The sequence below is a fragment of the Anaerosalibacter massiliensis genome (genome assembly GCF_024623155.1).
In the GTDB taxonomy this organism is placed as follows: domain Bacteria; phylum Bacillota; class Clostridia; order Tissierellales; family Sporanaerobacteraceae; genus Anaerosalibacter; species Anaerosalibacter massiliensis.
This window is the reverse complement of the sequence record NZ_JANJZL010000008.1, coordinates 119,369-134,853: the sequence shown is the minus strand read 5'-3', so window position 1 is coordinate 134,853 and position 15,485 is coordinate 119,369. Positions and strand designations below refer to the sequence as shown.

The window sequence follows — 15,485 nt, the reverse complement described above, 5'->3', positions numbered from 1 at the left end:
TTTAATGATAGACTTTTTCCATACAAATGTGTATCTATTTGCATTTGCCTCTATTTTTGTTCCATCTATATAAATACTTTTTAAATCAACTTCTCCTTGTTCTATTAACAAATCTATTAATTGTTTTAATATTTCATCCATAAAAGGATAAATTTTATTCCTAAATCTATTGATAGTGACATGATCAGGAGTCTTACTATTGTTTAGAAGCCATCTAAACCGAAGATCGTATCTACAAGCATCTTCAATATCTCTAGCTGAATATTTCCTATTTAAATATGCAAAAACTAATATTTTTAACATAGTACGTGGTTCCACAACTGGCTTTCTACCTTTATGAGAGTAGGCACTAGTTAAAAAACTTAAATTCATCTCCTCAATAATATTGTGCACCAGGAAAACCTCGTCATCCATATCAAAATCATTAGCCAAATCAAAACTAAAAGATAGTTGCATTTTTTTCATTTTTGCTTTATAATTAATTTTAGTATGTGATTTCATAATAAATAAAACATACTAAAAAAGAGCTGAAAAATCAATAGATTTTTCAACTCTTTTTCTTTTATTTAGGAGCTATATTTTGAAACAGCCCCATTTTAATAAGACAAAAAATTATTTATAATTTATTAAAAGTTCATTTAATTTTTTATGACTAGGTACATTTATTCTTTTAAGTTCATATAATCCATTAGATATATCTGCATATTTACTTTTTGTAGTAAGGGTTACCTTAAAATTTAAATCTTTTAAAACCCTTTCATTTGTTGAATTATATTTCCCATAAGGATAAGCATAAACATAAGAATCACATCCTATATTTTCTTTAATAAGTTTCATAACTTGTACTGTATCTTTAGAAAATCTATCATAATGAAGATCCTCATCTTCTCTACTCATTGGAAGTACCCCTACTCCATGCTTAGAATTTTCTTTATAATTATGAAGATCATAAGAATGAGGCTGTATTTCTACAATTCCACTCTCATACATTTCTTTTCCTTCTTTCCAAGTGAAATAAGAGTACCTAGTGTCATTATTAAAATTCCTTATTCCTATTCTAGAACCTATGGTGAATATAGTAGCTTTCATATTGTTTTTTCTAAGTACAGGATAGGCATATTTATAATTATCTTCAAGTCCATCATCAAAAGTTATTATTACAGGTTTCTCTGGTAGGCTTGTCCCATTTTCTTCATAACTAACTAATTCATTGAAAAATATAGGTGTATATCTATTATCCTTTAAATATTTCATATCTTCTTCAAATCTTTTATTAGTTATTGTTATTTTATTAACCTCTACTCCTTCTTTTCCAACATGATGATACATTAATATAGGTATAAGTTTTTTCTTATCTACTAAAGAATTTTTTTCTGAGGAAATCCCCACATTTCCATTTTTTCCAAGGACAATCAACATTATAAACAAAGAAATGGGTATAATATTGAAAAATCTATATACTGTCTTGTTTTTTGCCATATTTCTTCCTCCTACATATACTTGATTAATAAATAATAGCATATATTGCTTACAATTTAGTTTAAATTTGGTTACAATTTTGTAAGTTAGGAGAAAAAAATTACCAACCGCTGTGCTTTTTCACGCTATCCCTAAAGGGATTTAATACTATCCTTATTTATTTATCTTTTTCCCTGTAAAAGGATCTATATATTCTTTAAAGCTTAATTGATCATAGGCTATATCTTCTTGTAATTGTGTTTGTATATAATTTTCTATTGTTTTTTCCTACAGTACTAACATAATATCCTTTACACCAAAACCTTCTATCTCCATACTTGTATTTTAAATTTGCATATCTATCAAATATCATTAAACTACTTTTACCTTTTAGATATCTCATAAAACTCTATACACTTAATTTAGGTAGTATACTGACTAACATATAAATATGCTCTTTACAAGCTTCTGCTTCTATTAACTCTACTCCTTTATATTCACATATTTGATTTAAGTTTGGTTGGCTAGACCTAAACTTATTATATCACTGGAGGTTTTTTCTGCTCAACGCTGGAAACTTTTTTGAACCACCCACTTAACGGGTGGTATTCTTAAACCAAAAAAGAGCCTAGGCTCAGGCTCTAAACATATATTTATTAAACATCATCTCTAAAATATTCTTCTAATACTTACTTTTTAAATTAGTAAGTTCAATTTTATTTGGATCATCAAACGCTTGTAAAAATCTTATAAAATCATCTGTTACATATTTATAATCAAATTCATTAATGCCTCTATAAATATATAATTCATTTTCTAGTTCAAATGAATTACTTTGGATTAACCCAGTTATATTATCAATAAATACATATACATATAAAAACTCATATTTGTCCAAACTTACAATAATATTTTCTTTTTCAGACAAAAATATTTCATCATTTTTATCTGCTTTAGTATTTAAAACAAATTTTGAAAGTTTTATTTTTTTTACATCTAAGTCATATTTTATATATATATCATTTAATTCATTTCTAAATGCCTCTTCATCACCTCCAAATAATACATCTATATCTTCATAAAATTGATATTTCTCTATTTCTTTAGAATCTATATTATATACAGAATAATTTTCTTCAAGATAATTTATTATTGAAAGATAATTTTTCTTATTAAATATAATTTTATCAGAATACTTATTTATAGAATTTGCAATTCTTTTTAAAAACAAATCTTCATGAACTCGAAACTTATCATTATAATTATATTCTTTCATATAAGACATGTTTTCTCCTCCTAATTTGATAGAAAAACAGCGAGAAACATATACTCACTGTTTTTCTATTTATATTTTAAATCTTAATATTAAGTATACTATTTAGGCCATACATTATACCATCTATTATGTGCTATAGCATATTGTCCAGTATGAACCTCAAACCCTCCTGATTTAAATCTTACTTGATAATGTTTTCTATCAGGTAAGCTAATAGTACCTAAACTAACAGTTCCGGCATTCCTCATACTAAACTTTCGATAATATGCCTTTTCATGTAGTATGTCCCTATTAATTACCCCATCCCTAACTTGAACAACTCCACTAAACAAATGAGCTTGATAACGACCAGAAAGCTTAAAATACATCGAAAGCTTATATTTTCCAGATTTGACTTTACTCAAATAAAATTTTACAGAACCTACAGTAGCACCATTGGCAGAAGTACGTGTTCCTTTTTCAAGTGGTGCACTAACGTTTTGAACTGAATCGTCAATATATAACTCAATTTCTCCTTCATAGTCACCTTTATCATTCAATTTTAAATCGACGTCTACATACTCATCCATAGCGCTTTCTGCATTAACGGTAGTAATAAAACCAAACACAAATACAATTGATAAAATAAATGAGAAAAATCTCATATGTTTCTTCATAACTATCCCCCTCCTTTAGTAACGTATAAATAGCAATTAAAATAAATAACTACTAATTTTATAAAAAATCCTACTATTGACAAATATACCATAATGTGCACCAAATAGCAAAATAGAATCATAATCATATTTTCATAAAAGCAAGATAAAGCCTAAACTTAAGCTCTGTTTTTTATAAATCTAATTTTATGTATTGATTATATCCTGCACTCTACTTATATCTTTCAATAATATATTCCAAATCATCTCTTAACTCATTTTCATTGTTTGTATTTATTAAATCGCCATTTTCCATATGATCTAGTTTTGATTGTTTCTGTATCTTTATTAATTCTCCACCAAAAGCTATAAATCCACGATATACTAATTTATACCAAATTATATCATATTATAGATATACCTCCAAAAATCTAAAAATCTCAGACACTACACATGGATAATTCACTATATATTATCTTTTATAACACTTTCTCAAAAAAAGAAAATTGCCAACGGAAAATAGTTCATGTTGGCAATTTTATATAATATTCTTTTGTAAGCTTGTATTTATCTTAATTTGTAATCATAAAAGATTACATCATTGGCATTCCGCCACCCATTCCACCGTTCATTGCAGCCATTCCTGCCATATCGTCTTCTTCTTTAATATCTGCTACTGCACCTTCAGTAGTTAATACCATTGCAGCTACTGATGCAGCATTTTGAAGAGCTGAACGAGTTACTTTAGTTGGATCTACTATACCATCTTCAATCATATTTGCATAAGTTTCTTTCAATGCATCAAATCCAATTCCTTCTTCTCTTTCTTTAACTTTTTCTACTATTATTGAGCCTTCAAGTCCTGCATTTGTAGCAATTTGTCTTACAGGTTCTTCTAGTGCTCTAACTATAATATTAACTCCTGTTCTTTCGTCACCTTCTGTTTCATCTAATAACTTTTCAACAGCTTTTATACTATCTACAAGGACTGTTCCTCCTCCTGGAACTATTCCTTCTTCAACAGCAGCTCTTGTAGCAGCTAATGCGTCCTCTATTCTTAATTTTCTTTCTTTAAGTTCAGTTTCTGTAGCAGCACCAACTTCAATTACAGCTACTCCACCAGCAAGTTTTGCAAGTCTTTCTTCTAATTTTTCTGCATCAAATTCTGAATCTACTTCTTCTAATTGAGCTCTTATTTGACTAACTCTATCTTCAATTGCCTTTTGATCTCCTTCACCATCAACTATTGTAGTGTTATCTTTGTCAACTCTAACTGTTTTAGCTTTTCCTAACATATCTAATGTAACATCTTTTAATTCATATCCTAACTCTTCTGATATAACTGTTCCACCTGTTAATATTGCAATATCTTCAAGCATTTCAGCTCTTCTATCTCCAAATCCTGGAGCTTTAACAGCTACACAATTAAATGTTCCTCTTAATTTATTAAGAACCAATGTTGTCAATGCTTCTCCTTCTAAATCTTCAGCAATTATTAATAATGGCTTACCTTGTTGAACTATTTCTTCTAATATTGGAAGTATTTCTTGGATATTTGAAATCTTCTTATCTGTAATTAGTATAAATGGTTCATCTAAATCAGCTTCCATTTTTTCAGCATCTGTAACCATATAAGGGGATACATATCCTCTATCAAATTCCATACCTTCTACTACACTTAAAGTAGTTCCCATAGATCTAGATTCTTCAACTGTAATAACTCCGTCATTTCCTACCTTTTCCATAGCTTCAGCAATAAGTTTTCCTATTTCTTCATCTGCTGCTGAAATAGATGCAACTTGTGCTATAGCTTCTTTTGACTCAACTTTATTTGAAAATCTTCTAATTTCATCTATTGTTGTTTCTACAGCTTTATGTATACCTTTCTGTAGAATCATTGGATTAGCTCCAGCTGCAACATTCTTAAGTCCTTCTCTAATTATTGCTTGAGCAAGTAATGTAGCAGTAGTAGTACCATCTCCAGCTACATCATTAGTCTTTGTAGCAACTTCCTTTACAAGTTGAGCTCCCATATTTTCATATGGATCTTCCAATTCTATTTCACGTGCAATAGTTACACCATCATTAGTAATTAATGGCGCACCAAAAGATTTGTCTAAAACAATATTTCTTCCCTTAGGTCCAAGAGTTACTTTTACTGTATCAGCAAGTTGGTTTATACCTTTTTCCATTGAACGACGTGCGTTTTCACCAAATTTAATTTCCTTAGCCATTTTATTTCACACTCCTTTAATTTTATTCAATAACAGCTAAAACATCATTTAATTTTATTATTGTATATTCTACATCATCAAGTTTTACTTCTGTTCCACTATATTTAGAGAATATAACCTTATCTCCTATTTTTACTTGCTCACTTTTCTTTTCATCATTAGTTATATCTGGTCCTACAGCAACTATTTCTGCCATTTGTGGTTCTTCTTTTGCTGAGCTTGGAAGTACTATACCACTTTTAGTCTTTTCCTCAGCCTCTATCATTTTGATTACTACTCTGTCTCCTAATGGTTTAATATTCATATGCTTGGCCCTCCTTATATTTAAATATTATTCTATTTCAAATTTTTATTAGCACTCACAACTCCTGAGTGCTAATACTTACAGTTTATATGTTACTTAATATGATTTTGTTAATCAAGTCTTAAAATTAGCCTTTTTATGGCTATAAGTCTAGTATTTAATAAATATAGTTAAATATATGATTTTTTCACTAATTATCTTTACTTTATATCTATATATCACACTATTTATTCTATACTTATTAAAGAATATACTATATGAACAAACTTTTCAATAATAAAAAAATAAAATCCTCACAACAACAAGGATTTTATTTTTCATTTGTATATTTATTCAATATCTTACTCATATCGTATTTGGCTTATATATATACCCCTTATTATAAGGAAATATATTATTTGAAATACTAAATATCCTACCATAACTACAACACCATTAACAAACAAGCTTCTCATTAGTAAAGTAGATAATGATTTAAGGGCAAAGAAAGAATGTAATGTGCTGACTACAAAAGGTAAAAAGAATATGATAGCTATTTGCTTAGTTATTATTTTATTTATCTCCTTTTTCGTAGTTCCTATTTTTCTAAGGATGTTATATTCTATTCCATCATTTTTTATTTCATTAAACAACTTAAAGTATATTATACTTCCTGAAGCTATAAAAAATAAAAATGCTATAAAGAATCCTATAAATAGGACTAAACCAAAAGATTTTTTCATTTCTTCATATGGAATAATTTTCGAGTAATATCTTAAATTCTCTCCTGTATTTAATTGTTTTTCAATTTCAATAGATGCTTTATAAGAGTCTTCCCAATCATCTAATCTTATCCCATTATATTTAACTATATTATTTTTATCTGCTTTTTCTAATGCAATTTCAAAATCCTTATCATTTAAAATTATTGCATTAAAATACCTAACATTATTTAAAGCCATAACTCCACCATGAATTTCTTTAGATAATTTAAATTCCCTTACTTCTTCACCTATATTTAATTTTATCTCCTTCCAATCTAAAACCCCTCCATATCCTGCAAACATTGACTCTTCTTGCTCTTCATAAGGATAGTTATATACAAGTTCATTTTCCTTTACTTCTATTTCTTCTTTTCCTAAAGATTTAGCTAATTTATTATAATCTGTATTTGACAATGCAAAAAACTCTGATGTATTCCCTTCTTTTTCAACACTGTAAAGAACTACTCCTTTTACCTCATGTATTTCTTTTATTTTTAAATTATTTTTATCCAATGTATCTTTTACATTTTTAATAATACTATCATCATTTAAAGCTTCTCCTCTTTGAGCTATAGCCATTTCCTGAGGAGTATTTATTCCTGCCATCCTAGGAATTTCTGTGTAGAATGAATAAACAGTTTCTGTAGCTGTAAAGGTAAATGCTCCAAGTATAGCTGCTAGAAATAGTACTTTAGATGTATCTTGTAGTTTGTGTATCATCTGAGAATAAGATACTAAATTAGATTTCTTATAAAGCATATTTTCATTTTTCAAAATTCCATTTGCTATAGCTATACTGAATTGAGTAAATATGAAATATGTCCCTACTATAACTATAAATATTACTGGAAGCATAGCTAGTACTACACCCATTGGTGGAACAAACCAAGCTATACTATAACCTATAACAATTAAAAGTACTCCTAGTATAGATTTAAATTTAGAAAACTTAGGTATTGTCTTAGGTATTTTACTAGATTTTAATTGTTGTATTATTTCCTTATTTTTAATTTGGAAAAGCATAATAATACTAATTATTTCAAACAATGCTAAGAAAATTATGGCAGTAAGTCCTAATGCCTTAAAAGATATATTAAATGAAAGACTAGTATTTAAAAATACTTCCATCACCATAAAAAATAGTTTTGAAAATAAAACTCCTGTTAATATACCTGTACCTATGGATATAAAAGATATAATAGTATTTTCTATAAGTACATATTTTTTTATTTGCCTTTTAGTCATTCCATATAGTGAAAGGAGACCAAACTCTTTTCCCCTTGATTTTAAAAATATGGAAGTAGAATATCCTACAAATAATACTGAAAAGACTACTATTATTACTTGACTAGCTATAAGACCACTAGCCACACCTTGTTGAGCAGTTACACTTTCTGATATATTATTTGTATCTAATGACGGATGAAATACAAAATTAGCAAATATGAAAAATACTGTTACAGCAAAAGAATTACTTAAATAATACATTATATATCTGTGTAAATTTCCTTTAATATTATTGACAGCCATATCAGATATTTTCATTGTATCCACCTCCAAGAAGAGATAGGGCATCTAATATTTCCTTGAAAAATACCTGTCTATTAGATTTCTTAACTATTTCAGTAAAGAACTTACCATCTTTTATCATTATTATTCTATTACAAAAACTAGCTGCAAAAGCATCATGGGTTACCATAACTATAGTCGCTTCTCTTTCCTTATTTATCTTTTCCAAGGATGACATCAAATCATAAGATGCTTTAGAATCTAAGTTTCCTGTAGGCTCATCAGCAAGTATTATTGCTGGGTTATTTATAAGAGCTCTTGCACAAGCAGTCCTTTGCTGTTGTCCTCCTGATACCTCATAGGTTCTTTTATTTAATATATCCTTTATATTCAATGTGTTGGATATATCTTCTATCCTTTTGTTAATTTCATCTTTTTTTATATTTTCTAATACTAGCGGAAGTATTATATTTTGTTTTATAGATAGTGTATCTAATAAATTAAAATCTTGAAATATAAATCCTAAAGTATTTCTCCTAAATAATGCTAATTCATTTTCATTTAATTTATGAGGATGTTTGCCATCTATTAACACTTCTCCTGATGATGGAGAATCTATTGTAGCTAAGATATTTAAAAGAGTGGTTTTTCCACTTCCAGATGGTCCCATAACTCCTACAAATTCTCCTTTTTCTATAGACATATTAAAACTGTCTAAAGCTTTAACTGATATACCTTTTCCCTTACTACCATATATTTTAGATAAATCTTTGGTTTCCAATACTTTCATTTCTTAACCTCCTGATATTAATTTGATTAAATCCTTCTATAAATATTATAAAAAAAGAAGAGAAATCCTTGTATTGATTTCTCTTTCAAATTTCATATTATATCTTACAGTATTGTTAGATATAATACTCTATAAATTATAAATACTTTTCCCATGATAAAAGACTATTTCCACTCTTGTACCTACTCCTTCTATGGACTCTATATTTATACCGTGGCCTAATCTATCACATATATCTTTAGAAAGATAAAGGCCCATTCCTGTAGATTCTAAATAAATCCTTCCATTTTCCCCTGTAAAAAAAGGGTTGAATACTCTATCTAAATCTTGCTTAGGTATACCTACCCCTTTATCTTCAATGGAAAGTATAACTTTATCATTTTCCTCATTAATATCAATAATTATAGATTTATCTTCACTTTCCTTTACTTTTGAATACTTTATACTATTAGATATAATCTGATTAATAATAAATTTTATCCACTTTTTATCAGTTTTAACTAGTACATCTTTATCGAAAACTATTTTAGGATAGATAGAATTTACTATAATTGCATTTTTATTTTCATTTATTACATTTCTAACAATATCTAATATATTTACTTCCTCTACTTTAAAATCCTTCTCAAAATCATTTATACGTAAGGTATATAATGCCATTTCTAAACCATTAGATAACTTTTCTATTTCTTCTTCTATACTCTTATAACTCTTTTTAGTATTTTCATCAATAGCTTTGTCATTTTCATTTTCCAATATAAGTTTAATAACTGACATGGGTGTCTTCATTTGATGAATCCATCTATTATTGAAATTCATTTGAGTCTTATACATTTTTTTATATTTATCTAATATTAGTTTATATCTCATATAATCTTTTATTAATAGCTCTTTATATAATTTATGTTCCTTACTTCCATTATTAGGAATATTGAATATATATTCTAATTTTTCATCATTTTCTAATCCATAATTAAGAGCTTTATAAAATTTTCTTTTTCTCATATAGTCTATAGTTATTAAAAATGCTAAAAATACAAATGATAAGATAAAAGAATAAATAATATTTGCTATTCTAAGCCTTTCACCCCTGATTATTAAATCTAACATCATAATTACTATAACTAAAGATACACTAATAATATAAAATACTATATAAAGTAATCTATCTTTTAAATAATCTTTAAAATTCAAACTATCACCTACCAAGTCTTTACCATAGAATATCCTTGTCCTCTTTTTGTCTTTATGCTGTCATATATGCCTATGTCTTCTAATCTACTTCTAAGTCTACCAATATTAACTGATAATGTATTATCATCTACAAAATTCATATCATCCCAAAGTTCATTTAAAAGGGTCTCCCTTGAAACTATGTCGTCTAGGTTTGTAATTAAAATATATAATAGTGAAAATTCCTTCTTGCTAAGTTCTATTTTATTATTTTCCCATTCAACTATATTTTGAGATTTATATAAATAAACACCATCTACTTCGTATATATCCTTTGAATCATTTTCTGCATATTCTCCATAAGTTCTTCTAATGACACTTTTAACTTTTGCAAGTAATAAGTCAAAAGAAAAAGGTTTTATAATGTAATCATCTCCACCATTTTCTATGGCCATGACTTGATCCATATCTGAAAATCTAGCAGAAATAAATATAATAGGTGCTTTAGATATACTTCTTATCTCCCTACACCAAAAAAACCCATCATAATTAGGTAAATTAATATCTAAAAGAACTAAATGAGGTTCCTCTTTTATAAATTCACCTTTTATATCAGAATAATCTTTTGCTATAGATACTATATAACTGTATCTTTCTAATCTATCTTTTATAAGTTTTGAAATCTTTTCATCATCTTCAATAACTAGAATCTTGTACATTTATTTTCACCCTTATTTTTTCTTTTTACCAATTCCAAGTTCTCTTGCATAATAAAAAAGATATTGTTGAGCAAAGCCAGCTAAATCTTTAAACTTTTCTTCTCCATATTTTTGTATTTTGTTCATACTAGTATCTTCTTTTAAATAAAAATATTCCATAATCCTTTTGACCCATACATCAATAGGGAAAGCCTCATATTTTTCCATAGAAAATAGTAGTATACAATCAGATACTTTTGGACCAACTCCTTGAAATTTCATGAGTTCTTCTCTTGCATGAGTAGTATCTAATGTTTTTATATAGTCTAAATTTACTCCTTCATTATATACTTTTTTAGCTGCATTTGATACATATTTTGCTCTAAAACCTATTTTAGTTTCTTTTAATTCTTCTATATCAACTTTAGACAATGCTTCAGCAGTAGGAAAAGCATAATATTCTTTTCCATTATACTCTCCTATATGTTTCCCATATCTTTTAGATAATCGTTCAATAGATGACTTTATTCTAGGAATTGCGTTATTAGCAGAAATAATAAAAGATATAAGTATTTCAAAAGGTTCCTGATTAAGTATCCTAATTCCACTACCAAATTTAACTGCTTCTTTAAGTATTTCATCTTGTGAAAAAATCTCTTTCATCTTTCCATAGTCTCTTCCGAGATCAAAATAATCATACCATATATTATTAAATTCTTCTATATTTGTATTAGACAATATAACTTTATCGTTTTCTACTTTTACATTCAATACTCTTTCAAAAGCTACTCCTGTAAAACTACCATCTTCTTCTCTATTCCACCTAAAACATTGTCCACATTCAAATATATGTACAGGATCGAAATCTCTAATTCCCTCAATTATAACTTTATTATTATCTTCAGTTATGTTATATTCCATTTCATTCACCTTCCTAATATAATAGATAATAACTATATAATACCCTATAATAAGAAAAATAAAAAGCTGATGAAAATTCATCAGCTTTTTATTTTTCTATCTAATACCATCCTCTTAATTTCATTACATCTGCAACCTTCTTAACTGAGTGCATATAAGCCGCTTGCCTCATAGTCACATCATGTTCTTCCTTAATTGCCCATATATCATTAAAAGCATTAACCATAGCAATTTCTTCTTTTTCTTTTACTTCATCTTCTTCCCAATAGTATCCATATAAGTTTTGTACCCATTCAAAATATGATACTGTAACTCCACCTGCATTAGTTAGAATATCTGGAGTAACAGTGATTCCTCTTCTTTCAAATACTTCATCTGCATCAGTTGTAAGTGGTCCATTTGCAGCTTCACATACAAGCTTAGCATTGATCTTTTCTGCTACTTCAGCAGTAACAGCATTTTCAAGAGCTGCAGGAATCATAATATCCACTTCTAGACCCCAAAACTCATCAAGAGATATTTCTTTTCCATTTGGATATCCTACTAAATTTCCGTGTTCTTCCATATACTTAGCCATATCATTATAGTCTAGACCATTTTCATTATATATAGCATAAGTTCCCTTTTTAGGTGCCCATTCTCCAACAGCTATAACCTTAGCACCTTGACCTTGACAATTCTTAACTGTATTAGAGCCTACATTTCCAAATCCTTGAACAGCAACTTTTGAGCCGTTCATTTCAAAACCGAGTTTTCTAGCAGCTTCTCTAGCAGTAACAGCTACACCTAATCCAGTAGCTTCATTTCTACCTTTTGAACCACCCCATTCTACTGGTTTTCCTGTTACAACACCCAGTGCATCATTACCAGCAAATTTACTATACTCATCAACCATCCATGCCATTATTTGAGCATTAGTATTTACATCTGGAGCTGGAATATCTATTTTTTCACCTAGATACTTGTGCATACCTGCTATATAACCTCTTGCAAGTCTTTCCAATTCTCCTTTAGATAGTTCTGAAGGATCTACTGTTATACCACCTTTGCCACCACCATAAGGAATACCTGTTACACAACATTTAAATGTCATCCATACTGATAGTGCTTTTACTTCAGTTGGATCTACATTTGGATGAAATCTTACTCCACCCTTAGCTGGTCCTATAGCATCACTATGTACTGAACGATATCCTTTAAAAGTTTTTACACTGCCGTCATCCATCTTAACTGGAATTGATATTTCTATAAATCTTTGAGGTTCTTTTAGTATCTCATATACAGATGGATCTAATCCTAATTTGTCACATGCAGCTTTAACCTGCCTTTGAGCACTTTCTAATGGATTTAAATTTTCTTTTGCCATTTAATAACCCCCTTAAATATATAGATAGTGTCAAATATAATAGTATATTTAGACACTCAAACATTGATATTTAAACATTTTATATAATCTTGGCTATCTCCCCATTTTTGATATCTTTTTATTGAGAGATAAAAATAATTTATAAAGGCGAAAGAAGAGACAAACCAAATGAAAACCCAGCTTGAAATCGTTTTCTTTTCTATTTTCAAAATAAATCTCTATTATTAATTACATTCTAACACTCATTTCCTTTAAATGCAAGATATCAAATAAAAAAATGAGACAGGGATATCTGCCTCATTTTTTATATTTATTCATTTGAAAGAGCCTTTACAGCCTCCATTATATCATCTACATTATCTAATGCTTGAATTAATTCTGGTATTACTTCATATAAATCTCCAACTATACCATAGTCAGCTACTTCAAATATTGGAGCATTTGGATCTTTGTTTATAGCTACTATACATTTAGAATCTTGCATACCTGCTAAATGTTGAATAGCTCCTGATATACCACAAGCTACATAAAGTCCTGGTCTTACAGTTTTTCCTGTTTGACCTACTTGGTGGGATTGTTCGATCCATTGTGAATCTACTGTAGCACGGCTAGCCCCTACTACTCCACCTAATTTTTCTGCTAAATCTTCTATTAATTTGAATCCTTCTTCTCCACCTAGTCCTCTACCACCAGATACAATAATTGGAGCTTCCTCTAAGGCAACTACAGGTTTATCACTCTTAACTGTCTCTATAACCTTAGCTTTGATATCACTATCCTTTAATTCTGGCTTAACTACTTGAACTATACCTTCTCTATTTTCGTCAATTTTTGCTTTTTCCATAACACCAGGTCTAACTGTTGACATTTGAGGTCTATGGTTTGGACAAAGAATTGTAGCCATTAGATTTCCACCAAAAGCTGGACGTGTCATCATAAGACGTCTGTTTTCTTTATCTACATCTAATCTTGTACAGTCAGCTGTAAGTCCAGTATGAACTTTTGCTGAAAGTCTTGGACCTAAATCTCTTCCTATATTTGTAGCACCTATTAGCATTATTTCTGGCTTTCTTTCTTGGATTAAATCATAAATAACTTTAGCATATCCATCAGTTGTATAAACACCAAGAAGTTCATGATTAGCATAAATTACCTTATCTGCACCATATTTAATTAATAAATTAGCTTCATCTTCAATATTATGTCCTAATAAAACTGCAGTAAGTTCAGTTTCTAATTCATCTGCAATTTTTCTTCCTTCTCCTAATAATTCTCTAACTACATTAAGAGTTTTTCCTTCTCTTTGTTCTGCAAATACCCAAACTCCTCTATATTCATCTATATTTACTCCGCCTTTATTTCCTTCTTCTTTGAATATAGCCTCTACAGGACATTTGTTGATACAAGCACCACATGCTATACATTTATCAGTTATAATAGCTTTTTTATCTATCATATTAATTGCATCTGCTGGACAAACTGTAACACAAGCTCCGCAGCCAACACATTTTTCTTTTATGACTTTTATTGCCATAGCTACATCCTCCTTTAATTTAAAAATTATCCGTCCTCAAGTCTATATAATCTTTCTTTCTTTAAGTCTTACTACTAGATCTCTAGAAGCTTCTTTGGAATTTCCTTCTAACATTTCACATGCAGAATCCCTTCCAGGTGGAGTGAAAGATTTGTTAACTTCAGTTGGTGAACCATCAAGTCCAATATTTTCTCTATCTACATCATAATCATTAGCTGACCATACTTTAACTCTATCTTCTTCTCTATAAGCTTTGTATATGCCCTTTATTGAAGGATATCTAGGTTCATTTAATTCTTTAATTGCAGTTAAAAGTACTGGAGTTTCACATTCAACTACATAATATCCATCTTCTAATGCTCTTCTAGCTATAACTTTACCCTCTTCAATGTCTAATTGCTCTACATAAGTAATTTGAGGTATACCTAAATGTTCAGCAATTTGTGGACCAACTTGTGCAGTATCTCCATCTATTGCTTGTCTACCACAGAATATAATGTCATAGTCTCCTATTTTATCAAGAGCCCCTGCTATTGCAGTTGATGTTGCCCAAGTGTCAGAACCAGCAAATGCTCTATCACTTAGAAGAATTGCATCATCAGCACCCATAGCCAATGCTTCTTTTAAAGCTACGTCTGCTTGAGGTGGTCCCATACTTACAACTGTTACTAATGTATCTGGATGTTCATCCTTTATTCTCAATGCTTCTTCTAAAGCATTTCTGTCATCAGGATTTATTATACTTGGAACTCCTTCACGAATTAAAGTTCCTTTAACTGGATCAATTTTTACTTCGTTTGTATCAGGAACTTGCTTTAAACAAACTATGATCTTCATAATTTCC

The 15,485-nt window shown here is 29.0% G+C and carries 14 protein-coding genes and 1 pseudogene; all 15 read right to left on the bottom strand.

Annotation, left to right across the window (positions count from 1 at the left end):
* Positions 1–501: transposase (locus tag NSA23_RS11880; protein ID WP_257490573.1), on the bottom strand; the 501-nt coding region annotated here is incomplete at its 3' end.
* 111 nt (positions 502–612) lie between these two features.
* On the bottom strand, positions 613–1,479 hold the full coding sequence (locus tag NSA23_RS11875; RefSeq protein WP_257490572.1) for a polysaccharide deacetylase family protein: 867 nt from the start codon (positions 1,477–1,479) through the stop codon (positions 613–615).
* 153 nt (positions 1,480–1,632) lie between these two features.
* Positions 1,633–1,972: pseudogene (gene tnpA / locus NSA23_RS11870) on the bottom strand (IS200/IS605 family transposase); the annotation flags it as partial.
* A gap of 168 nt (positions 1,973–2,140) precedes the next feature.
* Positions 2,141–2,743, bottom strand: coding sequence for a hypothetical protein (locus NSA23_RS11865; protein ID WP_042678648.1), 603 nt, complete (start codon positions 2,741–2,743; stop codon positions 2,141–2,143).
* Positions 2,744–2,832: 89 nt separating this feature from the next.
* On the bottom strand, positions 2,833–3,390 hold the full coding sequence (locus NSA23_RS11860) for a hypothetical protein (RefSeq protein WP_042678649.1): 558 nt from the start codon (positions 3,388–3,390) through the stop codon (positions 2,833–2,835).
* Positions 3,391–3,962: 572 nt separating this feature from the next.
* Entirely contained in the window at positions 3,963–5,603 is a 1,641-nt protein-coding gene (gene groL, locus NSA23_RS11855; RefSeq protein WP_042678650.1) for a chaperonin GroEL, read from the bottom strand.
* 22 nt (positions 5,604–5,625) lie between these two features.
* Positions 5,626–5,907: a co-chaperone GroES gene (locus NSA23_RS11850; RefSeq protein WP_042678651.1), complete on the bottom strand. Its 282-nt coding sequence runs from the start codon at positions 5,905–5,907 to the stop codon at positions 5,626–5,628.
* 341 nt (positions 5,908–6,248) lie between these two features.
* On the bottom strand, positions 6,249–8,195 hold the full coding sequence (locus tag NSA23_RS11845) for an FtsX-like permease family protein (protein ID WP_042678652.1): 1,947 nt from the start codon (positions 8,193–8,195) through the stop codon (positions 6,249–6,251).
* On the bottom strand, positions 8,182–8,949 hold the full coding sequence (locus NSA23_RS11840; protein ID WP_042678653.1) for an ABC transporter ATP-binding protein: 768 nt from the start codon (positions 8,947–8,949) through the stop codon (positions 8,182–8,184). Before NSA23_RS11840 ends, NSA23_RS11845 begins: the two co-directional genes overlap by 14 nt.
* A gap of 129 nt (positions 8,950–9,078) precedes the next feature.
* Positions 9,079–10,143: a sensor histidine kinase gene (locus tag NSA23_RS11835; protein WP_042678776.1), complete on the bottom strand. Its 1,065-nt coding sequence runs from the start codon at positions 10,141–10,143 to the stop codon at positions 9,079–9,081.
* An 8-nt stretch (positions 10,144–10,151) separates the two neighbouring features.
* Positions 10,152–10,841, bottom strand: coding sequence for a response regulator transcription factor (locus NSA23_RS11830; protein ID WP_042678654.1), 690 nt, complete (start codon positions 10,839–10,841; stop codon positions 10,152–10,154).
* 12 nt (positions 10,842–10,853) lie between these two features.
* On the bottom strand, positions 10,854–11,741 hold the full coding sequence (locus NSA23_RS11825) for a DNA-3-methyladenine glycosylase family protein (RefSeq protein WP_042678655.1): 888 nt from the start codon (positions 11,739–11,741) through the stop codon (positions 10,854–10,856).
* Positions 11,742–11,841: 100 nt separating this feature from the next.
* Positions 11,842–13,107: a Glu/Leu/Phe/Val family dehydrogenase gene (locus NSA23_RS11820; protein ID WP_042678656.1), complete on the bottom strand. Its 1,266-nt coding sequence runs from the start codon at positions 13,105–13,107 to the stop codon at positions 11,842–11,844.
* 310 nt (positions 13,108–13,417) lie between these two features.
* Positions 13,418–14,641 carry an electron transfer flavoprotein subunit alpha/FixB family protein gene (locus NSA23_RS11815; RefSeq protein WP_042678657.1) on the bottom strand — a complete coding sequence of 408 codons (1,224 nt, stop codon included), beginning with the start codon at positions 14,639–14,641 and terminating at the stop codon, positions 13,418–13,420.
* Between the two features lie 42 nt (positions 14,642–14,683).
* The gene (locus NSA23_RS11810) at positions 14,684–15,478 is read right to left on the bottom strand and encodes an electron transfer flavoprotein subunit beta/FixA family protein (RefSeq protein WP_042678658.1); all 795 of its coding nucleotides are present in this window, start codon (positions 15,476–15,478) and stop codon (positions 14,684–14,686) included.
* Positions 15,479–15,485: the final 7 nt, after the last annotated feature.

Coding starts and splice junctions, on each gene's coding strand:
- NSA23_RS11875 (WP_257490572.1), bottom strand. CDS start 1,479: ATGGCAAAAAACAAGACAGTATATAGATTTTTCAATATTATACCCATT.
- NSA23_RS11865 (WP_042678648.1), bottom strand. CDS start 2,743: ATGTCTTATATGAAAGAATATAATTATAATGATAAGTTTCGAGTTCAT.
- NSA23_RS11860 (WP_042678649.1), bottom strand. CDS start 3,390: ATGAAGAAACATATGAGATTTTTCTCATTTATTTTATCAATTGTATTT.
- groL (WP_042678650.1), bottom strand. CDS start 5,603: ATGGCTAAGGAAATTAAATTTGGTGAAAACGCACGTCGTTCAATGGAA.
- NSA23_RS11850 (WP_042678651.1), bottom strand. CDS start 5,907: ATGAATATTAAACCATTAGGAGACAGAGTAGTAATCAAAATGATAGAG.
- NSA23_RS11845 (WP_042678652.1), bottom strand. CDS start 8,195: ATGAAAATATCTGATATGGCTGTCAATAATATTAAAGGAAATTTACAC.
- NSA23_RS11840 (WP_042678653.1), bottom strand. CDS start 8,949: ATGAAAGTATTGGAAACCAAAGATTTATCTAAAATATATGGTAGTAAG.
- NSA23_RS11830 (WP_042678654.1), bottom strand. CDS start 10,841: ATGTACAAGATTCTAGTTATTGAAGATGATGAAAAGATTTCAAAACTT.
- NSA23_RS11825 (WP_042678655.1), bottom strand. CDS start 11,741: ATGGAATATAACATAACTGAAGATAATAATAAAGTTATAATTGAGGGA.
- NSA23_RS11820 (WP_042678656.1), bottom strand. CDS start 13,107: ATGGCAAAAGAAAATTTAAATCCATTAGAAAGTGCTCAAAGGCAGGTT.
- NSA23_RS11815 (WP_042678657.1), bottom strand. CDS start 14,641: ATGGCAATAAAAGTCATAAAAGAAAAATGTGTTGGCTGCGGAGCTTGT.
- NSA23_RS11810 (WP_042678658.1), bottom strand. CDS start 15,478: ATGAAGATCATAGTTTGTTTAAAGCAAGTTCCTGATACAAACGAAGTA.